Raw genomic sequence first — 23,428 nt, forward strand, 5'->3', positions numbered from 1 at the left:
CCCGCGATCACGCGTCGAAGCGGTAGCCGAGGCCGCGGACAGTAACCAGGAGCACCGGCTCCTTCGGCGTCTTCTCGATCTTGGAGCGGATGCGCTTGACGTGGACGTCGAGGGTCTTCGTGTCGCCGAAGTAGTCGCTGCCCCAGACGCGGTCGATGAGCTGGCCGCGGGTGAGGACGCGGCCGGCGTTGCGGAGGAGCATCTCGAGGAGTTCGAACTCCTTGAGGGGCATCGGGGTCTCGACGCCGTCGACTTCGACCGTGTGGCGTTCGATGTCCATGCGGACGGGACCGGCGACGACGATCCGCTCCTCGCCGGGCTCCTCGGTGCGGCGGCGGAGGACGGCGCGGATGCGGGCGAGCAGTTCGCGGGTGGAGTAGGGCTTGGTGACGTAGTCGTCAGCGCCGAGCTCCAGGCCGACGACGATGTCCACTTCGGAGTCCTTGGCGGTGACCATGATGATCGGGACGGCGGAGCGGGTGCGGATCTCTCGGCAGACCTCGGTGCCGGGCATGCCGGGCAGCATCAGGTCGAGGAGGATCAGGTCGTAGTCGCCCTCGTCGAAGGCGGCGACGGCGCGGTTGCCGTCCTCGGCGACGGTGACGTCGTAGCCCTCGCGTTCGAGCAGGTAGCTGAGGGGCTCGCTGAGGGCGCTCTCGTCCTCGACGAGCAGGATGCTGGTCACGCGTGTTCTCCTATCGGGGCGGTCGCCGCGAAGGGCGTCCGGGCGGGGTCGGCTTCGGGGAGCCGGATGGTGAAGGTGGAGCCGCGGCCGGGCTTGGACCAGACGCGGACGTCGCCGCCGTGGTTCTGCACGGCGTGCTTGACGATGCTGAGGCCGAGGCCGGTGCCGCCGGTGTGGCGGGAGCGGGCCTGGTCGACGCGGTAGAAGCGCTCGAACACCCGGTCGAGGTCCTCTTCGGGGATGCCGATGCCCTGGTCGGTGACGGCGATCTCGACGACGCCGCCGGTGGAGCGGACGCCGATGCCGACGCGGGAGCCGGCGGGCGAGTACTGGATGGCGTTCGCGAGGAGGTTGTGCAGCGCCGAGATCAGCATCTTCTCCTGCCCCACGACGTAGGCCTTCTTCATCCCGCCCTTGACCAGCGTGACGTCGTGCGACTCCGCCATGACGTGGGTGGTCTCGAGCGCCGCCGTGACGACGTCGTCGACGCGGATGATGTCGGCGGAGCCGGCGACGTCGGCGGCCTGGAGCCGGGAGAGCTCGATGATCTCGCGGGTGATCTTCGCGAGGCGGTGCGACTCCTGGGTCAGGCGGTGCGCGAAGCGGCGCACCTGCTGGGGGTCGTCGGCGGCGGAGTCGAGGGCCTCGGCGAGCAGGCCGACGGCGCCGATCGGGGTCTTCAGCTCGTGGGAGATGTTGGCGACGAAGTCCCGGCGGACGGCCTCGAGCCGGCGCGCCTCGGTGTGGTCCTCGGCGATCACGAGGACGTAGCGGGAGCCGAGGCGGGTCGCGTGGACGACGAGCGTCACGGCGGCGTCGGAGAGCGGGCTGGTCGCGAGCTCCAGGTCCTGGACGATGTCGTCGCCGAAGCGGCGGACGCGGTCGACGATGGCGGCGAGGTCGGGGTGGAGCAGGGTGTCCTGCGAGACCAGGCCGAGAGCGACGGCGCGGGTGGACGCCTTCAGCACGTTGTGCGACGGATCGGTCACGAAGGCGGGCGAGCCGACGGCGTCGATGATCGCCTCGATCCCCTCGGGGAGCCCGACCGAGATCACGTCCTGAGCGATGCGGCCCTGGCGGGCGGCGAGCGTGAGCACGGTCGTCAGAAGGATCCCGATCGCGACACCGAGAACGAGCGACAGAACCACGATCAAGCCCGAATCCACGGACCCAGGCTAACCATCCACCGGGCGTCCCCCTACCGGCCGCCCGTCGATCCTCCGGGGGTCGAGTACTGTTCAAACGCCCGGCACCGTCCGTTAACCTGCCGTGGTCATCATGACTGCGCCTGCGCCCACGGAGTGCAGTCGCAGCGGCGTGCGAGGTGCTCGCCGCAGATCCGGCGCCGTCGTCCGCGTGCGCCGTAGAGAGGGTCGAACACAGATGCGCGAAGTTTTCCAGCAGGAGCTGGCCGAGGTCCAGGAACGACTCGTCGAGATCTCCGGACTCGTCGAGATCGCCATCGAGAAGGCGACCCAGGCGTTCAACCACTCCGACGTCACCCTCGCGGAGGAGGTCATCGCGAGCGACGCGCGCATCGACGAGCTGGCCATCAGCCTCGACGAGCTCGCGATCGACATCCTCGCCCGGCAGAACCCGGTCGCCCGCGACCTGCGGATCGTCGTCTCGGCGCTGCGCATCAGCGCGTCGCTCGAGCGGATGGGCGACATCGCCGAGCACATCGCTCAGCTCTCGCGCTACCGTTTCCCCGACAAGGTCGTCCCCAAGAGCCTGCGTCCGACGTTCGTCGAGATGGGCCGCCTCGATGTGGTCGTCGCGCACAAGCTGACCGACCTGCTCCGCTCGCAGGACCCGCGCATCGCCGAGGAGATCCGCGACGAGGACGACAAGATCGACGAGCTGCACGTCAGCGTCTTCGACAAGGTGCTCAGCGAGGCGTGGAAGGGCCAGGCCGCCGACACCGTCGATGCGACGCTCGCCAGCCGCTACCACGAGCGCTTCGCCGACCACGCCGTGTCGATCGCCAAGAAGGTCCAGTACCTGATCTCGGGCGACTACTCCTAGGCGGCACCTCGGGCTCCGGCCCGTGGACGATCCGGCCCGCAGGAACGAGCGTCTCCTGCGGGCCGGACGTGTGCGGGCCCTCTCGGGGGCTGCGGACGGGAACGGCCCGCCGGAGTCGAGGACTCGGGCGGGCCGTTCGCGTGTGCGGTGTTCTACTTCTTGGCGCCCTGGGCGGCGACGGCGGCGGCACCGGCGGCCGCGGCCTCGGGGTCGAGGTAGCGCGCCTCGCCGATGGGCTCGAAGTCCTCGTTCAGCTCGTAGACGAGCGGGATCCCGGTCGGGATGTTGAGCTCCGCGATGTCCGAGTCCGAGATGCCGTCGAGCGTCTTCACCAGCGCGCGGAGCGAGTTGCCGTGCGCGGTGATCATGACGGTCTTGCCCGAGGCGAGGTCCGGCTTGATGTCGGACTCCCAGTAGGGCAGCATCCGCTCGATCACGAGCTTCAGCGACTCTGTGCGCGGCAGGGCGTCGCCGAGGTCGGCGTAGCGCTCGTCGTGCGCCTGCGAGTACTGGTCGTCGTCGGCGAGCGGGGGCGGCGGCACGTCGAAGGAGCGGCGCCAGGTCTGGAACTGCTCGGGGCCGTACTCGGCGAGGGTCTGCGCCTTGTCCTTGCCCTGCAGAGCCCCGTAGTGGCGCTCGTTGAGGCGCCAGGAGCGCTTGACGTCGATCCAGAGGCGGTCGGCGACCTCGAGGGCGATGTTGGCGGTCTGGATCGCGCGGGTCTGGCGCGACGTGTAGACGATGTCGGGGTGCAGGCCCGCCTCGGTCAGCAGCTCGCCGGCGCGGGTGGCCTCCGCGACTCCCTGCTCGGTCAGGCGCACGTCGACCCAGCCGGTGAACAGGTTCTTCTGGTTCCACTCGCTGTTGCCGTGGCGCACGAGGATGAGGGTGTAGGTCTCGGACATGCGTCCAGCTTAGAGGCGGCCCCCTCGCCCGCGGATACGCTGATGAGCATGCCCATCGGAGCCGTCACCCGCGGTACGACGGGCACGAACCGCCTCCGCCGGGTCGATCGCCGGCTCGCCGAGCTGCCCGTCCTGCGCAGCACCGCCTCTCCGCTCGTCGTCGATCTCGGCTTCGGGGCGAGCGCGGTCACCACGCTCGAGCTGCACCGCCGACTCGTCCGGGCCGCGCCGGACGTCGAGGTGCTCGGCCTCGAGATCGAGCCCGCCCGCGTCGACACCGCTCGGCGCCAGCTCGCCCGGGTGCGGGAGGGCGGCACGCCGTTCCCGGCCGACGCGCGGGTGCGCTTCGAGCGCGGGGGCTTCGAGGTGCCTCTGCCCGCGGGGCGGCGGGCGGGCGTCATCCGCGCCTTCAACGTGCTCCGCCAGTACGACGAGGACGCCGTGCAGGGGGCGTGGGCGACGATGACGGACCGGCTGCAGCCCGACGGCGTCCTGGTCGAGGGCACCTGCGACGAGATCGGCCGCATCTGCACCTGGATCGAGGTCGGCCGGGAGGGCCCGCGCTCGCTGACCCTCTCGCTGCGGCTCGCGGCGATCCCCTCGCCGATGACGGCGGCCGAGCGTCTGCCGAAGGCCCTCATCCACCGCAACGTCCCCGGCGAGGGAGTGCACGCCTTCCTCGCCGCCCTCGAGCGGGCGTGGACGCTGAACGCCCCTCTCGCCGTCTACGGTCCGGGGCAGCGGTGGATCGCATCGGTCCGGGACCTCCGGCCGGAGTGGCCGGTCCTCGGCGGGCCGCGGCGCTGGCGCCTGGGCGAGGTCACGGTCGCGTGGGAGGCGGTCGCCCCCTCCTCCTGAGCGCCGGGCGTGAGCCCTCGGCCTCCTGAGCGCTAGGCGAGCGGGGGCAGAGCGGCCCGCGCCTCGACAGGAGCGGCGCCGGTCGCCGTGAGCAGGTCGACGACGAGCGGGCGGAGCAGGACGAGCACCGTCTTCTCGGCGAGGCGCGCCTCCGGGATCAGCCGCTGCGGGTCGAGCGTGGTCGCGAGCAGCACGAGGTCCTGACGGGCCAGGGCGAGCACCGACGGATCGGCGACCGCGCGGCCGAGCAGTGCGATGCCCGGGCCGAGGGCGGCGACCGCTCCGGCGAGCGCCGGCCGCGGGGCGCCGTCCCCGACGAGGAAGTCGGTGCGGCGCGCGACGATGCGCAGGTTCCGGGTCGCGAGGTCGAGCGCGGACAGCATCACGGCCTGGCGGGCGAGCTCGCCGCGGTGTCGGCGGACGAACGGCGAGATCCGGGCGACGCCGGTCGCTGAGTCCAGCGCCGCGGTCCAGCCGTCGATGACCGGCTGCGTCCCGCGGATCCGCTCGAGGGCCGCGGTGGACGCCGTGGAGTCGCCTCGGCGGAGCGCGTCGGCCAGCTCCTCCACGGTCCGGCTGAGCGCGGTGAGGAGGCGGTGAGCCTCGGCCCGCGCCGTGCGCAGCGGCGGGCGGGGCACGATCGCCGTGCAGAGCAGCGCCGCCAGCCCGCCGATCAGGCCGTCGACGCTCCGGGTGAAGACCCCTCCGTCCGGCGCGGGGAGGACCATCACCAGCATCGCCTGGGTCCCGGCGGCCACGGCGAACCCCGGCGAGGGCGAGAGGGCCCGGCCGAGCGTGACGACGATCGCGAGGACGACGGCGAGCTGCCAGACGCCGCTCCCCCACAGCAGGAGCAGCACCTCGCTGGCCGTGATGCCGATGAGCATGCCCGTCGCGGTCTCGGCCACCTGCTTGGGGCGGGTGTCGCGGGCGATGCCGAGGCTCGAGATCGTGGCCGTCAGCGCCAGCACCGGCGAGGGGTGCCCGAGGAGGAAGTGCGCGACGGAGTAGGCGAGGGTCGCCGCGAGCACGATCTGCAGCACAGCGGGGAGCGATGCCCCCGCGCGGGCGAGGGCGCGCGCCGGACTCAGCTCGGGGGTCCGGACGAGACCGCGCAGCCGCTCGGCCGCCCGGCCCCGCTCGGCGGGACGTGCGGCCACCACGGCGTGGCCTACCTGGTCGTCGCCCCGAGGCGGGGCAGGCGGGGCACTCCCGCCTCCGCTCCGGCTCCGGGCGGGACCACGACCTCCTGGGCCGCGGCCACGCGCGAGTCGCCGGCCAGAACGGTCAGTTCGAGGTCCACCGGGACGCTCCGCTTGACGACCGCGAGGGCGACGGGTCCGTCCTCGTAGTGCCAGGCGCTGGAGGTGACCGTGCCGACCTCGACCGGCTCGCCGCCCTTGAGCGCCGTGACGACGTCGCCGTGGGCGGGGAGGACCGAGTCGGAGCCGTCGAGCTGCAGCAGGACCAGGCGCCGCGGCGGGTGGCCGAGGTTGTGCACCTTGGCCACCGTCTCCTGGCCCCGGTAGCAGCCCTTGGCGAGGTGCACGCTCGAGCGGAGGAGGTCGAGCTCGTGCGGGATGGACCGCTCGTCGACCTCGGTCGCGTGGCGCGGACGCCAGGCGGCGATGCGCAGAGCCTCGAGGGCGTCGACCCCGGCGAGCGCTACTCCCACCCCGACGGCCGTCTCCGCGAGGGCCTCGAGGGCCGCTCGCGGGACCAGCACCTCGCGGAGCTCCCAGGAGGCCCCGGGGTGCTCGGCGGTCAGCGCGTACTGCCAGCCGCCCGGCTGGACCTCCGACCACGGGTCGCTCCAGACGACGGGGGCCTCGGCCAGGGACAGGGCGAGCGCCAGTGCCGGCCCGTCCCCGAGGGCGGCGAGGGTCGCGAGGTCGTCCGTGCGGTCGGCGACCTCGACGCGGAGCATGAAGCGCATCCGGTCGAGCCAGGCGGCCAGGCCGGCCGTCTCGTCGCGGTCGAGCAGGAGCCAGGCGGTCTCGCCGTCGTCGACGAGGCGGATGACGTGCTCGATCCGGCCGGTCGGGTCGAGCAGGAGCGTCTCGGCGGACGCGCCGGGGGCGAGGCGCGAGACGGCCTGGCTGGTGAGCGAGTCGATCCAGGTGAGGCGGTCCGGCCCCGTGACGGTCACGACCCCGCGGCCGGAGAGGTCGACGAGCGCGGTGCCCGCGGCGAGAGCGCGCTGCTCGCGGAAGGGCTCGCCGTAGTGGGCTGCGACGCCGGGCTCGGCGGCGCTCGTCGTCGCGACGGCGCCCGGGGCGCCCAGGAGCGGGGAGAGCGCGTCAGTCGACACGGGCGAGCCGTCCGGAGGAGTGGGTCCGCAGGCCCTGGCCGAGCGCGGCGATGTCCCACGCCCAGAGAAGGTGGTCGTCGACCAGACCGTAGAGGCGCGTGGCGGCGGCGTAGTCCTTCGCCGCGGCGGTGCGCATCACCGCGTCGGTCGCGAGGTCGATCCGCGGCCCCTTGACCTGGCCGAGGTAGAGCTCGCTGACGCCGTCCGGGTGGACGAGCGAGACCTCGATGTCGAACCCGCCGGCGGCGTTGCGCAGCGTCTCGACGGACTCCGCGTCGGGGAAGGCGGGTGCCCCTCGCCCGGGAAGCATTCCCGGGCCGGCGTCGGAGTCGGTCAGTGCGCGGCTGAGGCGCCAGTAGCCCGTCTCGGTGACCAGGGGCCGGGGCGCCTCCTCGGCGCCCTCCTCGATCAGCCACGTGTACGAGTTGTAGTTGAGGTACGGGAGACCGTCGTAGCTGAAGCTGATGCGGTGGCCGAACTCGGCCTGGACGGAGTCGTCGCCGATCGTGTAGTCGATGACGCCCGAGCCCTCCCAGACGCCGAGCAGCCAGGAGAGGGGGACGAGCTCGGGCGGGAGGCCCGACGGAAGCGAGATCACTCGGGCTCCGGCGGCGGCTAGCGCTGGCCGCGGTAGAGCTTGTAGACGACCACGCCGGAGACCCACGCGATGGCGAGGGAGGCGAGCCCGAGCAGACCGAGGTAGAAGAGTTCCAGGGCGAGAAGCATGCGCTCATCCTACCCGCCGGGTCCGGCGCCGGGGCGGGGCGGGAGGGACTGCCCAGGCGGTGCGGACGCAGGTGCTCACGCTGGGAGGAGGCGAGCGCTCACGCGGGGAGGAGGCGAGCGCTCACGCGGGGAGGAGGAGGGCGATCCCGCTCGCGACCGCGACCAGGGCCATCGCCCCGACGATGCTCGTCATCGCGCGGAGGAGGTACCCCTCGGCGCGGGCCACGGCGAGCTGCACCGCGAAGGTCGCGAGTACGCAGCCGCCGAACGTCAGCGCGAGCCAGAGCTGCCGGGACTCCGGAGCGGCGATGGTCAGCGTCAGCACGGAGCCCGCGAGTGCGAGCGCCCAGACGACTCCGATGCCCACCCGATCCCTGCCCATCCGACAATTGTGCCCCAGGCGGACGCCCCTCCCGGCCCGCCGCTAGTATTGCGGGCAGACCAGTTCTGGAGGATCCGTGGCGCAGTTGTTGATACTGACCTCGGCGGGAGGCGCCGAGGTGCTCCCCGCACTGGGGCTCCTCAGCCACCGGACCCGGCAGATCCCCGCGGAGCCCGCCCAGCTCGTGAACGCCCCGAGCTGCGATCTGATCCTGGTCGACGCGCGGCAGGACCTGGCCAGCGCCAAGTCGCTCTGCAAGATCCTGACGACCACGGGCATCAACGTCCCCCTCATCCTGATCCTCACGGAGGGCGGGCTCACGGCCGTCTCGGCCGACTGGGGCGTCAACGACGTCATCCTCGACTCGGCCGGCCCCGCCGAGGTCGACGCCCGCATCCGCCTGGTGATCGGCCGGCTGGCGCAGGAGCAGTCGACCTCGCGCATCCAGGCCTCGGGCGTCGTGATCGACGAGGCCAGCTACTCGGCCAAGGTGCACGGGCGCCCGCTCGACCTCACCTTCAAGGAGTTCGAGCTCCTCCGCTTCTTCGCCACGCACCCCTCGCGCGTCTTCACCCGCGAGCAGCTGCTGAGCGAGGTCTGGGGCTACGACTACTTCGGCGGCACCCGCACGGTCGACGTGCACGTGCGGCGCCTCCGCGCGAAGCTCGGCGACCTGGAGTCGCTGATCGGCACGGTCCGCAACGTCGGATACCGCTTCAACGTGTACGAAGAGGACAATGAGCGAGTCGCTCAACCTGTCCGTTGAGGACCTGGCCGATCCCGCGGTGGCGGCCGGCCTCGAGCACCTGATCGGGCGCGCCGCCTGGTTCGACCACCAGCCCCCCTTCAGCGATCAGACCCTCGTCGAGGCCCGGACCGGCTCGCGCACCCTCCTCGTGGGGCTGCGCGCCGACGTGGTCGTGGCGGCGGCGATCCTCGGCCAGGGCGAGCTCGAGTTCGTCGTCGATCCGGAGTGGCGCGGGGTCGGCTTCGGCACCGCGACCCTCGACCAGGTCCTCGCGAGCGGCCGGACGGGCCTGCTCGCCTGGGCGCACGGCGACCACCCCGCCGCCCGCGCCCTCGCTGCCTCCCACGGCTTCGCCCCGGTGCGCACCCTGCTGCACCTCGAACTCGCGCCGCTCGCCTCCCCCGAGGTCCGCGTCCCCGAGGGCGTCGTCCTCTCGGACGCGCGCGACCTCGATCCGGCCGAGTGGATCGCCCTGAACGCGCGCGTCTTCGCCGCGCACCCCGAGCAGGGGCGGCTGACGGAGGAGGATCTGGCGGCCCGCCGCGCGGAGCCGTGGTTCGACGAGGGCGACTTCCTCCTGCTCCGCGACGCCGACGGCACGCTCCTCGGCTACGACTGGCTCAAGATCGAGCCCGGATCGACGACCGGCGAGATCTACGTCCTCGGGGTCGCCCCCGAGGCGGCCGGACGGGGACTCGGCCGCACCCTGCTGAACGCCGGACTCGCGCGGATGCTCGAGCGCGGCTGCACCGCGGCCGACCTCTACGTCGAGGCCGAGAACCGCTCGGCGGTGGCGCTCTACCGCTCGCTCGGGTTCACGGACGTCTCCGTCGACGTGCAGTACCTGCAGCGCGCCGCGCCGCTGCGCTGAGCCGGCGCTCCTCCACAGGGCCTCCCCCGGCCCCGTTCATCCGGCATTCACGATCCGCGGCACGGAGCCGCCCGGGGCGGTGCCAGGATGGTGGCATGGACGGCGACAACCTGCTTCTCGAAGACGGACTGAGCGATGACCTCGACGACGACTTCGACGACGAGGAGGAGGAGCACTCGGATCCGCTCCTCCCCGACAACCGCTACCTCGACCGGGAGCTGAGCTGGCTCGCGTTCAACCAGCGCGTGCTCGAGCTCGCGGAGGACCCGCTGGTGCCGGCGCTCGAGCGGGCGAACTTCCTCGCGATCTTCTCGTCGAACCTCGACGAGTTCTTCATGGTCAGGGTCGCCGGCCTCAAGCGCCGCATCCTCACCGGGCTCGCCCTGCCGACGAACATCGGCCGAGTCCCGGTCGACGTCCTGACCGACATCTCCGAGAAGGCGCACCTGCTGCAGCAGCGGCACTCGCGGGCGTTCAAGGAGCTCGTCGAGCCCGCCCTGCGCGAGGGCGGCATCGACCTCGTCCGCTGGGACGAGCTGAGCGACGCCGAGCGCACCGTGCTGGACGACTACTTCTCGGCGCAGGTGTTCCCGGTCCTGATGCCGCTCGCGGTCGATCCGGCGCACCCGTTCCCCTACATCTCCGGCCTCTCCCTCAACCTCTCGGTGCGGGTGCGCAACCCGAAGACGCAGAAGGTCGAGTTCGCGCGCCTCAAGGTGCCGCAGATGCTCCCCCGCTTCGTGCGGATCGCCGGCGTCAGGGCACCGGGCGAGCCGATGCGGTTCATCTCGCTCGAGGACCTGATCGCCAACCAGCTGGACGACCTGTTCCCCGGCATGGAGATCCTCGACCACCACGTGTTCCGCGTGACGCGCAACGAGGACGTCGAGGTCGACGAGGACGAGACCGAGAACCTGATCAAGGCTCTCGAGAAGGAGCTGCTGCGGCGCCGGTTCGGCCCGCCCATCCGCCTCGAGGTCACCGACGACATGGACGACGAGACGCTGGGCCTGCTGGTCCGCGAGCTCGACATCACGACCCAGGAGGTCTACAAGCTCCCGGCTCCTCTGGATCTCAGCGGGCTCTTCAGCCTGCAGAAGATCGACCGACCGGACCTGAAGTACCCCAACCACGTCCCGACGACGGCGGTGCAGCTCTCCCCGAGCGAACCGAACCAGCGGCAGGACGTCTTCAAGGCGGTCTCCCGCGGCGACGTGCTCCTGCACCACCCCTACGAGTCCTTCGCGACGAGTGTGCAGTCGTTCCTCGAGCAGGCGGCGGCGGATCCGGACGTGCTCGCGATCAAGCAGACGCTCTACCGTACCTCGGGCGACTCCCCCATCGTCGAGGCGCTGATCGACGCGGCCGAGTCGGGCAAGCAGGTGCTCGCCCTGGTCGAGATCAAGGCGCGCTTCGACGAGCAGGCGAACATCTCGTGGGCGCGCAAGCTCGAGAAGGCGGGCGTGCACGTGGTCTACGGGCTCGTCGGGCTCAAGACGCACTGCAAGCTCGCGCTCGTCATCCGCCAGGAGAAGGGCGGAGTGCTCCGCCACTACTCCCACATCGGCACCGGCAACTACAACCCGAAGACCTCGCGCATCTACGAGGACCTCGGACTCCTGACGGCCGACCCCGAGGTCGGCAAGGACCTCACGCGACTGTTCAACGAGCTCTCGGGGTACGCGATCGAGAAGAAGTTCAAGCGCCTGCTCGTCGCGCCGCGCCACCTCAGGAAGGGCCTGCTCAAGCGGATCGCCGCCGAGACCGAGAACGCCCGCGCGGGGCGGCCCTCGGGCATCCGGATCAAGGTCAACTCGATCGTCGACGAGTCCGTGATCGACGCGCTCTATCGCGCCAGCCAGGCCGGCGTGCCCGTCGACGTCTGGGTCCGCGGGATCTGCGGACTCAAGCCCGGGCAGGAGGGACTGTCGGAGAACATCCGGGTGCGCTCGATCCTCGGCCGCTACCTCGAGCACTCCCGCATCTTCAGCTTCGTCAACGGCGGCGAGCCGGACGTCTTCATCGGCAGCGCCGACATGATGCACCGCAACCTCGACCGCCGCGTCGAGGCTCTGGTGCGGATCGTCGAGCCGGCGCACCTCAGCGAGATCGACGACATGTTCGAGCGGGCGATGGACGAGCGGACGGCCTCCTGGTGGCTCGGCCCGGACGGCGACTGGACGCGGCACCACCTCGACGAGGAGGGCGCTCCGCTCGCCGACCTGCAGAACCAGCTGATGCAGCACATCACCCACCGCAAGCGCGCGGCGACCCGCTCCGCCAACCGGGCCTCCACCCGCTGACGCCCGTGACGGGCACCGTCTACGCAGCAGGAGCGGTGTGCTGGCGGATCATCGAGGGCCGCCCGCACATCCTCGTGATCCACCGGCCGCACCGCCGGGACGTCAGCCTGCCCAAGGGCAAGGTCGATGCGGGCGAGTCGCTCCCGGAGACCGCGGTGCGCGAGATCCGCGAGGAGACCGGGCTCTCGGTGGCGCTCGGGGTGCCACTGGGATGCACCGAGTACACGCTGCCGAGCGGGCGCCCGAAGGCCGTCTACTACTGGGCCGCGCAGGTCACCGAGAAGGCCGTCCTGGCGTCCGACTTCCTCCCGAACGACGAGGTCGAGGCGCTCGAGTGGGTGACGCTCAAGCGGGCCCGGAGCTACCTGACCTATCCGCACGACGTGACGATCGTCGACGAGTTCGCCCGGATCGCCGCGCGCGGGGCGCTCGAGACCTTCGCGATCGTGGTCCTGCGGCACGCGAAGGCGGTGCCCGCCTCCTCCTGGGACGGCCGCGACTCCACCCGCCGCCTCACCGGGCGCGGCCGGGTCGAGGCCGCGGCCGCCGCTCAGGCCGTGGCCGCCTGGCGCCCGCGCCGCCTCGTCTCGAGCACCGCCAAGCGCTGCCGGTCGACCATCGCCCCGCTGTCCGGTCTGGTCAAGAAGCCGGTCAAGCTCCGCGACGACCTCAGCCAGGAGGCGCACGAGCAGGGCACCGCCGACGTCCGCGCCCTCGTCGGCAAGCGGGTCCGCGCCCGCCGCACCGCGGTCCTCTGCAGCCACCGGCCGGTGATCCCCGAAATCCTGCGCGAGATCGCCCTCGCCACGGCGACCCCTCTCGGCGCCTACCTCGACGAGGCGTCCGCGCTCCCGACCGGCGGCTTCGCCGTGGTGCACCTCTCCACCGCCCACCCCGGCTCCGGCATCGTCGCGATCGAGACGCACACGCCGCTGGCCTGACCGCCCGGGCCGCGCTGCGCGACGGGCTCCACGGGCCCCGCCGGACCGGTCCGGTCCCGCGGCCGGGACGCGCCCGACGCTCCTCGCCTTCCCCGCCGCCCCGTCGCTCCGCAATCCCCGGAACGGACCCGTTCACCGCGCGTTCACCGAGCGGTCGGTGCCAGGACACGACCCCTCCGTACTCTCGCTCGCGGGCTGCACCAGGCCCTGTTCTGTTTTCCACGCTTTCCTACCCGAAAGGGATACTTGTGAGATTCTCGCGTCTCGGCCAGGCGGCCGTCGTCGCCGCCGTCGCAGCGATCACGCTGACCTCCTGCGCTGCCAACGAGGCACCGGCCGCAGGCGGCAGCTCCGGCTCCGCCACCACCTCCACGCTCTCGGGCACCATCACCGGCATCGGCTCGTCCGCTCAGGGAACCGCGCAGACCACCTGGGCCGCCGCGTTCCAGACCGCGAACCCCGAGGTCACGGTCAACTACGACCCGCAGGGCTCCGGCGCCGGCCGCACCAACTTCATCGACGGCGCCGCCGACTACGCCGGCTCCGACTCCGCGCTCAAGGACGAGGAGCTCGCGAGCACCTTCGCCGCCTGCGCCCCCGACACCAAGGCGATCGACCTCCCGGTCTACATCTCGCCGATCGCGGTCATCTTCAACGTGGAGGGCGTCGACGAGCTCAAGCTCGACGCGGCCACCATCGCCGGCATCTTCAAGGGCACCATCACCTCCTGGGACGCCCCGGAGATCAAGGCCCTGAACCCCGACGCGACCCTGCCGTCGGCGAACATCACCTCCGTGCACCGCTCGGACGACTCGGGCACCACGCAGAACTTCACCGACTACCTCGCGGCCACCGCGAGCGACGTCTGGGACGCTCCTGCCGCGCAGACCTTCCCGTACCAGAGCGGTGACGGCGCCAAGGGCACCTCGGGTGTCGTCGACGCGGTCAAGAACGGCACCAACACGATCGGCTACGCCGACGAGTCCGGCGCCCAGGGCATGGACATGGCCCAGCTGAAGGTCGGCGACGCGTTCTCGACCATCTCGGCCGACGGAGCCGCGGCTGTCGTCGCCGCCTCGCCCATCGCCGACGGCCGCGAGGAGAACGACCTCGCGATCAAGATCGACCGCACCGGCACCGAGGCGGACGCCTGGCCGATGGTCCTGGTCAGCTACCTCATCGTGTGCCAGGAGTACGCGGACGCCGAGAAGGGCGAGGTCGTCAAGGCCTACGCCTCCTACGTCGCGAGCGAGGAGGGCCAGGAGGCCGCCGCCGCTCAGGCCGGCTCCGCTCCCCTGAGCTCCGAGCTCGCGTCGACCGTCGCCACCGCGATCGAGTCGATCAAGTAGTCCCACCGGCAGGGCCCGTCTCGCAGCACGATCCGCGGGACGGGCCCCGCCTGTGCCGGGCTCGGCCCACCGGACGCCCCCGCCGAGCCCTAGCATCTCCCTGTGCGCCCCGCCGAACCCCTCGTCTGAAGAGAGTCCCCTGGAATGGCAACTGAGACCGTCGTCCGCCCGAAGGCGAAGGTGCGTGTCGGAGATCGGGTCTTCTCGATCTCGACCGTCGCCGCCGGCTCCCTCATCCTCCTCGTCCTCGCCGCCGTCGCGATCTTCCTCATCGCGCAGTCGATCCCCGCGTTCACCGCGCCGGCCGGCAGCCTCCCCGGCGACGCGACGAGCTTCTGGGCCTACGTCGGCCCTCTGGTGTTCGGCACGGTCTGGTCGGCGGTGATCGCCCTGGTGATCGCCCTGCCGCTCTCGATCGCGATCGCCCTCTTCATCTCGCACTACGCGCCGCGCCGCATCGCGATGGCCCTCGGCTACGTGGTCGATCTCCTCGCCGCCGTCCCCTCGGTGGTCTTCGGCCTCTGGGGCGCGACCGTCCTGGCGCCGATGGTGCAGCCCTTCTACCTCTTCCTCAACGTGAACATCGGCTGGTTCCCGCTCTTCGGCGGCCAGGCGTCGGGCACCGGCAAGACGATCCTCACCGCCTCGGTGGTGCTGGCCGTCATGGTCATCCCGATCATCACCGCGGTCTGCCGCGAGATCTTCCTCCAGGCCCCGCGCCTGCACGAGGAGGCGGCGCTCGCGCTCGGCGCGACCCGCTGGGAGATGATCCGCATGGCCGTCCTGCCCTTCGGCGCCCCGGGCATCGTCTCGGCCGCCATGCTCGGCCTCGGCCGGGCCCTCGGCGAGACGCTCGCCGTCGCGATGGTGCTCTCGCCCGCGACGGTCGTCTCCTTCCTCCTGCTGACCTCGCAGAACTCGAACACCATCGCCGCGAACATCGCGCTGCAGTTCCCGGAGGCGAGCGGAGTCGGCGTGAACGTCCTCGTCGCCTCGGGCCTCATCCTCTTCGTCATCACCCTCGTCGTGAACTCGGTCGCGCGGTTCATCGTCAACCGCCGCAAGGCCTTCTCGGGAGCCAACTGATGTCCGCCGCCACCTCGTCGATGCCCTTCTCGCTGCAGGCGGGCAAGCTGCCCAAGGGCACCCCCTGGATGCTGCTCGTCGGCAGCTGGGTCGTGTTCGCCGCCGTGTTCCTGATCCTCCAGGCGGCCGGCATGATGAACGACTTCAGCCTCGTCGGCGCGATCTTCTGGGGCACCGTCCTCTTCGACGTCGCCATCTACGTGGTCTCGCGCCTGGTCGAGGGCGGCCGCAAGGCTGTCGACCGCCTCGTGACCTCGCTGGTCGCGACCGCCTTCATCATCGCGCTGCTCCCGCTGATCTCCCTGCTCTACACGGTCGTCTCCAACGGAGTCGCGCGGTTCGATCCGCTCTTCTTCTCCTCGTCGATGCGCAACGTCATCGACGCGGGCGGCGGCGCGCTCCACGCGATCGTCGGCACGCTCGAGATCACGGCCATGGCCGCGCTGATCTCGGTGCCGATCGGCCTGCTCACCTCGATCTACCTCGTCGAGTACGGCCGCGGCCACCTCGCCCGGGCGATCACCTTCTTCGTCGACGTGATGACGGGCATCCCCTCGATCGTCGCGGGCCTGTTCGCCTACGCGCTCTTCGCGCTGATCCTCGGCCCCGGCGTCCGGATGGGCTTCGCCGGCTCGATCGCCCTCGCCGTGCTGATGATCCCCGTGGTCGTCCGCTCGTCGGAGGAGATGCTGAAGCTGGTGCCGAACGAGCTGCGCGAGGCGTCCTACGCCCTCGGCGTGCCGAAGTGGCTGACCATCGTCAAGATCGTGCTGCCGACCTCCATCGCCGGGATCACGACGGGCATCACGCTCGCCATCGCCCGCGTCATCGGCGAGACCGCGCCGCTGCTGATCGTCGCCGGCTTCACCGCGTCGATGAACTACGACCTCTTCAGCGAGCGGATGATGACCCTCCCGGTCTTCGTCTACACGCAGTACGCGAACCAGGGCCCCGACGCCGAGGCGTTCCTCAACCGGGCCTGGACCGGCGCGCTGGCCCTCATCCTGATCGTCATGGCGCTGAACCTGGTCGCCCGCCTGATCGCGAAGATCTTCGCCCCCAAGCTCGGCCGCTGACACCCACCACTCGGCTCCGGCCGGAATCCCCGAAGGAAGCAATGTCCAAGCGCATCGAGGTCAACGACCTCAACGTCTACTACAGCCAGTTCCTCGCGGTGGAGGGCGTCTCGCTCGCCATCGAGCCCCGCACGGTCACCGCCTTCATCGGCCCGTCCGGCTGCGGCAAGTCGACCTTCCTCCGCACGCTCAACCGCATGCACGAGGTCATCCCCGGCGCGCACGTCGAGGGCGAGGTCCTGATCGACGGCAACAACCTGTACGGCCCGGGCGTGGACCCCGTGCAGGTGCGCCGCCAGGTGGGCATGGTCTTCCAGCGCCCCAACCCGTTCCCGACGATGTCCATCCGGGACAACGTGCTGGCCGGCGTGAAGCTCAACAACCGCCGCATCTCGAAGTCGGACGCGGACGCGCTCGTCGAGCGCTCGCTCCAGGGCGCGAACCTCTGGAACGAGGTGAAGGACCGCCTCGACAAGCCGGGCTCCGGTCTCTCCGGCGGCCAGCAGCAGCGTCTGTGCATCGCCCGTGCGATCGCCGTGTCCCCCGACGTCCTGCTGATGGACGAGCCCTGCTCGGCCCTGGACCCGATCTCGACCCTCGCGATCGAGGACCTCATCGAGGAGCTCAAGAACGACTACACGATCGTCATCGTGACCCACAACATGCAGCAGGCCTCGCGCGTCTCGGACCGCACCGCGTTCTTCAACATCGCGGGCACCGGCAAGCCGGGCAAGCTCATCGAGTACGACGACACCGCGACGATGTTCTCGCGTCCGTCCGTCCAGGCGACCGAGGACTACGTCTCGGGCCGCTTCGGCTGATCCGCCGCAGACGAGAGCGAGCCGCGTCCCTCCGGGGGTCGCGGCTCGTTCTCGTTCGACGTCCTGCACTCCGGGAACGAGAAGAGCCGCACCCCGTTCCCGGAGTGCGGCTCTTCTCGTGCTCAGGCCGTCAGGCGATGTCGATGGCCAGTATCGGGTCCGTGGTCGGAGCCGACGAGCCGCCGGCGTCCTCGACCGTCACCGCGACGACTCCGCCCTCGGCGAGGCTCCCCTCGAGCGGAGCCACGGTGCTGCCCTCTCCCCCGTCGAACGTCCCTGCGGCGACCGGACCGGACGAGCCGATGTACCAGAGCTCGTAGGTCTTGTCGTCCGGCAGCGGCGCGAGGTCGTCCACCACGAGGGCGGAGCGGCCGAGCGAGCTCGACCAGACCAGCGTCGCCTGCTCGCCGGTGGCGACCGTGCCGGTCGTCTCCTGCGCGTCGGGGGCGCTGCGGATCTGCTCCAGAGCCGTCTGCTGCTGCGTCTGGCCGGGACCGGACGAGAGCAGCGGCGGGAGGGTCACTCCGCCGACCACGATCACCGCGGCGGCCGCAGCCGCCGAGAGGTAGACCGCGGGGCGTGCGAACCAGCGGCTCCGGGCGCGGTTCGCGGCGCTGCCGCCACCGTCCCGGCGAGCCGTCGGACCGCTCCGCTCGCCCTCGGAGGCGACGGGGACCAGGCGGGGCGCGGCGGGCGCCTCGTGGTCCTCGTCGGGCTCCTCCAGCGGCAGCTGCGGAGTGGTGGCGATGAGCGCCATCAGGTCGGCCTTGAAGCCCGGCGAGGGCTCCACGGCGGGTGCGTCGGCGACCAGCGCCTCGGCCACCTCGGCGAACGCGTCGGCCTCGCCGCGCGCCTCCGGGTGCTCGGAGAGGAAGCGCTCGTAGCGCTCCTGCTCCTCGGGCGTCAGGATGCCCAGTGCGTGACCCGCCGCGAGATCGCGCGGGTCGTCCATCCCGTCGGGGAGTCGCACATCGTTCACAGGGCCACCCCCATCTCTTCTCGAAGTCTGATCATTCCGTCACGCAGGCGTGTCTTGACGGTTCCCACGGGGCACTGCAGGATCCCCGCGATCTCGCTGTGCGAGTATCCGCCGTAGTAAGCGAGCTGCAGCGCCTGCCGCTGCAGTTCCGTCAGGCGGCCCATGGCGGCCGCGACCTTCTCGTGCTCGAGGGACACCTCCGCCTGCTCGGAGACCTGGTCGTAGTCGCGCCCGAGGTCTCGGATTCCGATGCGCATGTCCCGATCACGGCCGGCTTGAGCCGCGCGGACCCTGTCGATGGCCCTGCGGTGTGCCATCGTGAGGATCCAGGTCGTCGCGCTTCCTTTATTCGGAGCGAAACGCCCAGCGGTTTGCCAGATCTCGAGGAAGACCTCCTGAGCCACCTCCTCGGACTGGGAGCGGTCGACGAGCACGCGGATGATCAGGCCGAGGACCCGGCCCGCCATCTGGTCGTAGAGCACGGCGAAAGCCGCCTGCTCTCCTCCGGCGATGCGCTCGAGGAGGACAGCCGCCTCCGTTGTGGTGTCGTCCGTCATCAGCCCCGCCTCGCCCGCGCCCGGGCTGAAAGATTCCGCGTCATCCAGAAGGCTGTCACGGCCAGGCCTGCTACGACGACCGACACCTCGATCGGATGCGTCACGAATCGGACATCCAGCGCCAACGTGCCGATCGGCACGAGCGCCGGATCGCCCAGCCGGGGGGCCAGCCAGAGGGAGATCACAGCCACCGCCGCAGCGGTGATGCCCGGATAGCTGCGCGGGCGGAGGAGGACCCAGAGCCCGGCGAACAGGTCGAGGACCGCGAGGACGCGCATCACCGTGCCCTGCGAGAGCGAGACGCCCGCGGCGAACTGGGCGCCCTCCGCGTCGTCGACGCTCGGGGCGGCGAGGAGGTAGAGCGCGGCGACGACCAGCAGCCCTGCTCCCGCCCAGACGCGCGCGCCGATCCGGAGAGCTCTGCTGTTCTTCATTCCGCTGGCGCCTGTCTGTGGGGACTCGGGCGAGGATCGACTCCTCCTGGGCCCTCGCCTCGCGCACCGTGGCGGCGATGCGAGCAGAGAAGGGGCCGGACCGCAGAAACGCCTCTCGGCGCGAGGCCGCTCGAAGCGGCTATAAGTGGAGCCCGGGGTTACTGCGATCCGGTTCCCGTCAGTCTACCAAAGGCCTCCGCGGTGGCGGCGAGCGGCGTTCGCAGTGGGTGAACGCGGGTTGCGCGTCACTCCAGGGAGTCGCTCCTCCACAGCCGGGCGCAGCTCACGAGCTCGGCGGCGGTGGTCGAGAGGCGCAGCGCGCGGGTGGTCAGCTCGCTCGCCCGGGCGGGGTTCACCGGCTCCACGTCGTCGGCGACCGAGACGGCTCCGGAGGCGCTCACGCGGCAGAACGCCGCGGCGCGGTCCAGTGCCACCGCGAAGTCGCCGTCGAAGACGCCGCGGAGGATCCGGTCGGCCAGCTCGGTGATCTCGGCCGGCCCCGTGGGCGTGCTCGCTCCGGCGACCACCGGGTCGATCGTGGCGGAGAGCTCAACTCCGCGCTGGTAGAGGAAGCTCGTGCTCTCCGGGTCCTGCCGGATGACCAGCCGCAGCAGGTAGATCCGCCACAGCGCACCCGGCAGGCTCGCCGCGCTGGAGCGCGCCCAGAGCTCGGCGAGGGCGTCGATGCCGTTGTGGTCGGTGTACTCGACGAGGCGGTCGATGACCACCGGGTCCGGGTCGTTCCGGACGCGGCTCAGCAGCGCGATCGCGGTCTCGTGGGCGACGCGGCTGATCTGCGCCGGGTCCTCTCCTCCCTGGAACGCCTCGAAGACGTGGGAGGGGAACTTGGTCGGCTTGTGGAAGCCGTCTGTCATGGGGCCGCCTTCCGCGGTCGTGCGCGCGGACGCTCTCGCGCTCGCGCTCCGTAGGGGGTTCGAGGAGGGTAACGCCCGCGGCTGGGCGGGTATGCCCGCGCGGAACGGGTCCGTCTCCCCGGGACTCGTCGCCTGCACCGCGGGTGTCCGCGGCCCGGTACCCTGGAGCGCGCGGGCCTCTAGCTCAGTTGGCAGAGCAGCGGACTTTTAATCCGCGGGTCGTCGGTTCGAGCCCGACGGGGCCCACCACCCGCTCGCCTGGGCGCGCTCTTCCCCTCGGATCGGCCAGGAGTAGAACCTCTCGGAAAAACGTTGCTGTCGCAACGGGATTCTGGCAAATTACCTGTATGGCCGATCTCGATTCCCAACCGAAGTCAATCCAGTCCCTTTATGGCTGGTACAGCGAAAATAAGCTTTTCGTTAACCGGCGCTACCAGCGGAAGCTCGTATGGACCCTTGAAGAGAAGCAACGCCTTATCGAGTCGGTAGTGAAAAAATACCCGATTCCCGCTATTATCTTGGCGGAACGCCCCGGTGAAACATTCGAAATCATCGATGGGCTTCAACGCCTTTTTACCATCATGTCATTTATCGAGTTGGGCTTCAGCACAATCGAAGGCGACTTCTTCGATGTTCGCCAGTTCCCTACCGCAAAACAACGAATGGATGAGGGCCTCTTCGACCAGAATGACGGCGCCTCTTTGATTAGCAGGTCCGACGTGAGCGCGTTGCTCGATTACACTCTAGCTGTTTCCGTCATGCGAGGGTCAGACGAGAATGAAATTGACGACGTTTTCCGCCGCATCAATACATATGGACATCGACTGAGCGATCAAGAACGACGGCAGGCTGGCGTTCAGGATCAGTTCGCCGAGACTGTTCGGGAATTGTCCTGCACGCTTCGAGGCGACGCTTCGAGTAATATTCTTCAGCTTAGTCAGATGCCTTCAATCAGTATTGATCTGCCGAAGACCAAGCACGGCTACGAAGTAAAAGCTGGCGATACCTTTTGGGTTCAACAAGGAATTCTCCGCTCTACGGACCTTCGAGACAGCATGGATGAGCAATGTATTGCCGACATCGCCGCATGTATTGTCGGCGGACAACTCATCGGTCGATCGAAAGACGCGTTAGATGCGATTTATCAAGCCTCGGATCCTGCCAACAAGAGAATCGATGCCGCACTCAGCGTCCACGGCCCTGAAGCCTTAGGCGACGAGATTAAATACTGCATCGACCAGATCCTTCAAGTCGCCGACGCAACCGGCACGACAGCTCTAAAGAACATCCTTTTTACTAAGAAGACAAACAACGCTTTTCCCGCAGTTTTCGCAACACTCGTTATTGCCTTCCATGAGGTACTGATCGGGGAGAAAAAGACAATTGCCGACTATGCTTCGGTAAAGGCGGCTCTGACGAAGCTAGACGGGCGCATCGACACCGGGCGCGGTTCCGCGACGACCATCGAACGTCGCAAAAATATCGACGCTGTTAAGGGCCTTATAGCTGGACATACGATCGATAGCGACCTCAAGGCCGTATACCACAACCAGTCCTTTTTGGACATTGATGCTGCGATTCATCGCTCGGAAATCGAACTACCAGACTTCGAATTGAAGCAAGGCCTGCTCGCACTGAGTGGGTCGCGATCCGTGCAGCCGGGATTGTTGCAAAAAATTGTCCGCACGATATCTGCAATCTCTAACAATGGACCGGGGCGGGGCGGCACGATATTCGTTGGAGTAACGGACAAAGAAAGTGATGCCACGCGAATTATGAAACTCGACAGCATTCAACCGAGGAAGGTTGGCGCCAGGAAAGTCGTTGGAGTGAAGCGCGAAATGGCAATTCTCGGTGAATCTGCAGAGCAATACTTTGCGAGATGGCGAGACGGTATCAAAAATTCAACGCTCAGTAGCCCACTCAAGGAGAATGTGCTATCTAGCCTTGGGTATCACGACTATTTCGGTTTAGGAGTCATCGTGATCTCGATCCCGCCGCAAAACGAACTGGCCTATGTCGGAGATGATCTTTATATGAGGAGCGGCGACGAGACTGTCGCAGTCTCCGGAGCCAAGTCGATTGCGGCCCTCGTTGCACGGTTCACCTAAACGAGAACCACATAAAGGGCACTTCCCACCCTCCTCAATTGAGTCAGTTGGCAGAGCAGCGGACTTTTAATCCGCGGGTCGTCGGTTCGAGCCCGACGGGGCCCACCACCCGCTCGCCTGGTCGCGCTTTCCGGACAGTGCCAGGGCGCGGACAGGTCGCACCACTACCGTGCAGGAGTGCTGACCTTCCTCCGCGCTCTTCTGCGACGGCCGCGGCTGTGCGAGGCGTGCCGCGTCCGGCCGGCCCGCCGCCGCGATCCGTTCTGCTCGACGGACTGCGCGAAGACGTACTACCTCTACCTCTGACGCCCCGTCCGGGCCCCGGCAATCCGCGACGGCGTCACTCGTGGCAGAGCGACCACACCTCGTCCGGGTAGTCGCGCACCTTCTCGCCGACGAGGAGGCGCCAGCGGCCGTCCTGGTGCTCGAGCAGGCGTCCGGTGACGACCTCCGAGAGCCAGTCGGAGTCGATCCGGTACCAGCGGACGAGGCGGACGGTCGTCGCGGTGTGCGAGACGCGAGACGTCATCGCGGGAGTCCCTTCTCGACGAGGGAGCGGGGTGCTGGGATCAGCGGAGCGTTCGACGGGCGAACGAGGGGTGACCCGCGCCGAGACGACTCCCTTGTCGACCGGCCGGGAGACTGCGGCGGGCGTCCGGCGGACCGGATGCCAGGAACTCTAGACGACCGCGCTGGCGGTGTCTGTCCCGTCGCCGGTCACAGCGGAGCGGCCCCGTTCAGCGCGCTCATAGCTGGACGGTGCAGCCGGCCGACCGCGCCTGCCGGATCGCCGCCGCCTCGCGGGTGCGGGAACGCAGTCTCCTCGCTCGGCGGCGGAGGAGCCGCTCGCTCGGGCCGAAGGCACCGGATTCGAGGAGCTGGCGGAGCGACAGGGTCACCTGCCGGGCCAGACGGGGATCGATGCGGCCGGGGATCCGGATCGCGTCGATGAGGTCGAGGGCGGTGCGCGTGGTGCGGGAGATCGCCATGACCGAACCTTAGGGACGCCGGGCCCCGGTGTGCGCGCCCCGGACGGGGGCGCCGACGGGGACTGATGCTCAGCCCCGGGGCGCCCCGGCGGGATCAGTCGTGCCCGTTGCTGCCGTCGCCGCGGCCCGTGGAGGACTGCAGGCGGTCGATGTGCTCGGAGGCCTGGGCCTTGGTGAGGTCGGCGGGGAGGGTCTCGCCCGCTTCGCGCGCGAGGGTGTCGAGGTAGCTGCGCTGCGGGCCGGTCATCGGCTCGTCGCCGGTGACCCAGTCGGACGGGTCCTTGCTGGCGCTGGTGTCGCTGCCGTCGTCGGCACGGGCGCCGAGGACGTCGCCCTCGGTCTTGACATCGGGATCGGTGGTGTTGTCATCGCTCATGGTGCGACCGTACGCCCGAC

At 69.9% G+C, this 23,428-nt stretch carries 26 protein-coding genes and 1 tRNA gene; 13 read left to right on the plus strand and 14 right to left on the minus strand.

Features of this window, described 5'->3' with window-relative positions:
* Positions 1-7: 7 nt before the first annotated feature.
* The gene (locus tag C5C24_RS10600; RefSeq protein WP_104304940.1) at positions 8-685 is read right to left on the minus strand and encodes a response regulator transcription factor; all 678 of its coding nucleotides are present in this window, start codon (positions 683-685) and stop codon (positions 8-10) included.
* Positions 682-1,851, minus strand: coding sequence for a cell wall metabolism sensor histidine kinase WalK (locus C5C24_RS10605; protein ID WP_104276970.1), 1,170 nt, complete (start codon positions 1,849-1,851; stop codon positions 682-684). Before C5C24_RS10605 ends, C5C24_RS10600 begins: the two co-directional genes overlap by 4 nt.
* Positions 1,852-2,068: 217 nt before the next feature.
* On the opposite strand from C5C24_RS10605, the gene phoU reads away from it, so the two are divergent.
* Complete coding sequence (phoU, locus tag C5C24_RS10610; RefSeq protein ID WP_104224693.1) at positions 2,069-2,710, plus strand: phosphate signaling complex protein PhoU; 642 nt, start codon at positions 2,069-2,071, stop codon at positions 2,708-2,710.
* A gap of 152 nt (positions 2,711-2,862) precedes the next feature.
* On the opposite strand, the gene C5C24_RS10615 is transcribed toward phoU, so the two are convergent.
* Positions 2,863-3,615 carry a phosphoglyceromutase gene (locus C5C24_RS10615; RefSeq protein ID WP_104276969.1) on the minus strand — a complete coding sequence of 251 codons (753 nt, stop codon included), beginning with the start codon at positions 3,613-3,615 and terminating at the stop codon, positions 2,863-2,865.
* 48 nt (positions 3,616-3,663) lie between these two features.
* Here C5C24_RS10615 and C5C24_RS10620 point away from each other — a divergent pair, with 48 nt between their 5' ends.
* Entirely contained in the window at positions 3,664-4,473 is an 810-nt protein-coding gene (locus C5C24_RS10620) for a class I SAM-dependent methyltransferase (protein ID WP_258065167.1), read from the plus strand.
* Positions 4,474-4,505: 32 nt separating this feature from the next.
* Here C5C24_RS10620 and C5C24_RS10625 read toward each other — a convergent pair whose 3' ends face one another.
* From C5C24_RS10625 to C5C24_RS10640, 4 genes are all read right to left on the minus strand, one after another.
* Positions 4,506-5,633, minus strand: a complete 1,128-nt coding sequence (locus C5C24_RS10625; protein ID WP_146082586.1) for an aromatic acid exporter family protein — start codon at positions 5,631-5,633, stop codon at positions 4,506-4,508.
* 11 nt (positions 5,634-5,644) lie between these two features.
* Positions 5,645-6,784 (minus strand): folate-binding protein YgfZ, encoded by a 1,140-nt coding sequence (locus tag C5C24_RS10630; protein ID WP_104304942.1) that lies wholly within the window; start codon positions 6,782-6,784, stop codon positions 5,645-5,647.
* Positions 6,774-7,382, minus strand: coding sequence for an FABP family protein (locus tag C5C24_RS10635; protein ID WP_104224698.1), 609 nt, complete (start codon positions 7,380-7,382; stop codon positions 6,774-6,776). Before C5C24_RS10635 ends, C5C24_RS10630 begins: the two co-directional genes overlap by 11 nt.
* Positions 7,383-7,631: 249 nt before the next feature.
* On the minus strand, positions 7,632-7,892 hold the full coding sequence (locus tag C5C24_RS10640) for a hypothetical protein (protein ID WP_146082587.1): 261 nt from the start codon (positions 7,890-7,892) through the stop codon (positions 7,632-7,634).
* A 76-nt stretch (positions 7,893-7,968) separates the two neighbouring features.
* On the opposite strand from C5C24_RS10640, the gene C5C24_RS10645 reads away from it, so the two are divergent.
* The 8 genes from C5C24_RS10645 to pstB all read left to right on the plus strand — a co-directional run bounded on the left by C5C24_RS10645 (position 7,969) and on the right by pstB (position 17,087).
* On the plus strand, positions 7,969-8,658 hold the full coding sequence (locus C5C24_RS10645) for a winged helix-turn-helix domain-containing protein (RefSeq protein WP_104224700.1): 690 nt from the start codon (positions 7,969-7,971) through the stop codon (positions 8,656-8,658).
* Positions 8,630-9,511: a mycothiol synthase gene (gene mshD, locus C5C24_RS10650; protein WP_104304943.1), complete on the plus strand. Its 882-nt coding sequence runs from the start codon at positions 8,630-8,632 to the stop codon at positions 9,509-9,511. Before C5C24_RS10645 ends, mshD begins: the two co-directional genes overlap by 29 nt.
* A gap of 95 nt (positions 9,512-9,606) precedes the next feature.
* Positions 9,607-11,814 (plus strand): RNA degradosome polyphosphate kinase, encoded by a 2,208-nt coding sequence (locus tag C5C24_RS10655; RefSeq protein ID WP_104276963.1) that lies wholly within the window; start codon positions 9,607-9,609, stop codon positions 11,812-11,814.
* A 5-nt stretch (positions 11,815-11,819) separates the two neighbouring features.
* On the plus strand, positions 11,820-12,755 hold the full coding sequence (locus C5C24_RS10660) for an NUDIX domain-containing protein (RefSeq protein ID WP_104276962.1): 936 nt from the start codon (positions 11,820-11,822) through the stop codon (positions 12,753-12,755).
* Positions 12,756-13,003: 248 nt separating this feature from the next.
* Positions 13,004-14,104, plus strand: a complete 1,101-nt coding sequence (pstS, locus tag C5C24_RS10665) for a phosphate ABC transporter substrate-binding protein PstS (RefSeq protein WP_104304944.1) — start codon at positions 13,004-13,006, stop codon at positions 14,102-14,104.
* A 144-nt stretch (positions 14,105-14,248) separates the two neighbouring features.
* A complete protein-coding gene (gene pstC, locus C5C24_RS10670; RefSeq protein WP_104227270.1) occupies positions 14,249-15,190 on the plus strand; it encodes a phosphate ABC transporter permease subunit PstC in 942 nt (313 codons plus the stop codon).
* Positions 15,190-16,266, plus strand: a complete 1,077-nt coding sequence (pstA, locus tag C5C24_RS10675) for a phosphate ABC transporter permease PstA (RefSeq protein WP_104276959.1) — start codon at positions 15,190-15,192, stop codon at positions 16,264-16,266. Before pstC ends, pstA begins: the two co-directional genes overlap by 1 nt.
* Positions 16,267-16,307: 41 nt before the next feature.
* Positions 16,308-17,087 carry a phosphate ABC transporter ATP-binding protein PstB gene (gene pstB, locus C5C24_RS10680; RefSeq protein ID WP_104224707.1) on the plus strand — a complete coding sequence of 260 codons (780 nt, stop codon included), beginning with the start codon at positions 16,308-16,310 and terminating at the stop codon, positions 17,085-17,087.
* Positions 17,088-17,217: 130 nt separating this feature from the next.
* Here the strand turns inward: pstB and C5C24_RS10685 are convergent, their stop codons facing one another.
* The 4 genes from C5C24_RS10685 to C5C24_RS10700 all read right to left on the minus strand — a co-directional run bounded on the left by C5C24_RS10685 (position 17,218) and on the right by C5C24_RS10700 (position 19,932).
* Positions 17,218-18,066 carry an anti-sigma factor gene (locus C5C24_RS10685; RefSeq protein ID WP_146082588.1) on the minus strand — a complete coding sequence of 283 codons (849 nt, stop codon included), beginning with the start codon at positions 18,064-18,066 and terminating at the stop codon, positions 17,218-17,220.
* Positions 18,063-18,623: an ECF RNA polymerase sigma factor SigK gene (sigK, locus tag C5C24_RS10690; protein WP_104304946.1), complete on the minus strand. Its 561-nt coding sequence runs from the start codon at positions 18,621-18,623 to the stop codon at positions 18,063-18,065. The genes C5C24_RS10685 and sigK overlap by 4 nt, the downstream gene beginning before the upstream one ends.
* Positions 18,623-19,057, minus strand: a complete 435-nt coding sequence (locus C5C24_RS10695; RefSeq protein WP_104276956.1) for a hypothetical protein — start codon at positions 19,055-19,057, stop codon at positions 18,623-18,625. Before C5C24_RS10695 ends, sigK begins: the two co-directional genes overlap by 1 nt.
* Positions 19,058-19,302: 245 nt before the next feature.
* Positions 19,303-19,932: a DNA-directed RNA polymerase subunit beta gene (locus C5C24_RS10700; protein ID WP_104227273.1), complete on the minus strand. Its 630-nt coding sequence runs from the start codon at positions 19,930-19,932 to the stop codon at positions 19,303-19,305.
* A 173-nt stretch (positions 19,933-20,105) separates the two neighbouring features.
* On the opposite strand from C5C24_RS10700, the gene C5C24_RS10705 reads away from it, so the two are divergent.
* The 3 genes from C5C24_RS10705 (at position 20,106) to C5C24_RS18435 (ending at position 22,349) form a co-directional block, all read left to right on the plus strand.
* Positions 20,106-20,181 (plus strand) — tRNA-Lys (locus tag C5C24_RS10705).
* Positions 20,182-20,279: 98 nt separating this feature from the next.
* Positions 20,280-22,043, plus strand: a complete 1,764-nt coding sequence (locus C5C24_RS10710) for a DUF262 domain-containing protein (protein ID WP_104304947.1) — start codon at positions 20,280-20,282, stop codon at positions 22,041-22,043.
* 177 nt (positions 22,044-22,220) lie between these two features.
* Positions 22,221-22,349: a hypothetical protein gene (locus C5C24_RS18435; RefSeq protein ID WP_258062912.1), complete on the plus strand. Its 129-nt coding sequence runs from the start codon at positions 22,221-22,223 to the stop codon at positions 22,347-22,349.
* A gap of 34 nt (positions 22,350-22,383) precedes the next feature.
* Here C5C24_RS18435 and C5C24_RS10715 read toward each other — a convergent pair whose 3' ends face one another.
* The 3 genes from C5C24_RS10715 to C5C24_RS10725 all read right to left on the minus strand — a co-directional run bounded on the left by C5C24_RS10715 (position 22,384) and on the right by C5C24_RS10725 (position 23,408).
* Positions 22,384-22,572, minus strand: coding sequence for a hypothetical protein (locus tag C5C24_RS10715; protein WP_104276955.1), 189 nt, complete (start codon positions 22,570-22,572; stop codon positions 22,384-22,386).
* Between the two features lie 217 nt (positions 22,573-22,789).
* On the minus strand, positions 22,790-23,032 hold the full coding sequence (locus C5C24_RS10720) for a hypothetical protein (RefSeq protein WP_104304948.1): 243 nt from the start codon (positions 23,030-23,032) through the stop codon (positions 22,790-22,792).
* A gap of 94 nt (positions 23,033-23,126) precedes the next feature.
* Positions 23,127-23,408, minus strand: coding sequence for a DUF3072 domain-containing protein (locus tag C5C24_RS10725; protein ID WP_104224714.1), 282 nt, complete (start codon positions 23,406-23,408; stop codon positions 23,127-23,129).
* Positions 23,409-23,428: the final 20 nt, after the last annotated feature.

Origin of the sequence: Rathayibacter sp. AY2B3, from assembly GCF_002931755.1 — a bacterium.
Classification (GTDB): domain Bacteria; phylum Actinomycetota; class Actinomycetes; order Actinomycetales; family Microbacteriaceae; genus Rathayibacter.

Bases quoted from the DNA above. Each gene is read 5' to 3' on its own strand.
- phoU (WP_104224693.1), top strand. From the start codon at position 2,069: ATGCGCGAAGTTTTCCAGCAGGAGCTGGCCGAGGTCCAGGAACGACTC.
- C5C24_RS10615 (WP_104276969.1), bottom strand. From the start codon at position 3,615: ATGTCCGAGACCTACACCCTCATCCTCGTGCGCCACGGCAACAGCGAG.
- C5C24_RS10620 (WP_258065167.1), top strand. From the start codon at position 3,664: ATGCCCATCGGAGCCGTCACCCGCGGTACGACGGGCACGAACCGCCTC.
- C5C24_RS10640 (WP_146082587.1), bottom strand. From the start codon at position 7,892: ATGGGCAGGGATCGGGTGGGCATCGGAGTCGTCTGGGCGCTCGCACTC.
- mshD (WP_104304943.1), top strand. From the start codon at position 8,630: ATGAGCGAGTCGCTCAACCTGTCCGTTGAGGACCTGGCCGATCCCGCG.
- C5C24_RS10655 (WP_104276963.1), top strand. From the start codon at position 9,607: ATGGACGGCGACAACCTGCTTCTCGAAGACGGACTGAGCGATGACCTC.
- pstC (WP_104227270.1), top strand. From the start codon at position 14,249: ATGGCAACTGAGACCGTCGTCCGCCCGAAGGCGAAGGTGCGTGTCGGA.
- pstA (WP_104276959.1), top strand. From the start codon at position 15,190: ATGTCCGCCGCCACCTCGTCGATGCCCTTCTCGCTGCAGGCGGGCAAG.
- pstB (WP_104224707.1), top strand. From the start codon at position 16,308: ATGTCCAAGCGCATCGAGGTCAACGACCTCAACGTCTACTACAGCCAG.
- sigK (WP_104304946.1), bottom strand. From the start codon at position 18,623: ATGACGGACGACACCACAACGGAGGCGGCTGTCCTCCTCGAGCGCATC.
- C5C24_RS10695 (WP_104276956.1), bottom strand. From the start codon at position 19,057: ATGAAGAACAGCAGAGCTCTCCGGATCGGCGCGCGCGTCTGGGCGGGA.
- C5C24_RS10700 (WP_104227273.1), bottom strand. From the start codon at position 19,932: ATGACAGACGGCTTCCACAAGCCGACCAAGTTCCCCTCCCACGTCTTC.
- C5C24_RS10710 (WP_104304947.1), top strand. From the start codon at position 20,280: ATGGCCGATCTCGATTCCCAACCGAAGTCAATCCAGTCCCTTTATGGC.
- C5C24_RS10715 (WP_104276955.1), bottom strand. From the start codon at position 22,572: ATGACGTCTCGCGTCTCGCACACCGCGACGACCGTCCGCCTCGTCCGC.
- C5C24_RS10720 (WP_104304948.1), bottom strand. From the start codon at position 23,032: ATGGCGATCTCCCGCACCACGCGCACCGCCCTCGACCTCATCGACGCG.
- C5C24_RS10725 (WP_104224714.1), bottom strand. From the start codon at position 23,408: ATGAGCGATGACAACACCACCGATCCCGATGTCAAGACCGAGGGCGAC.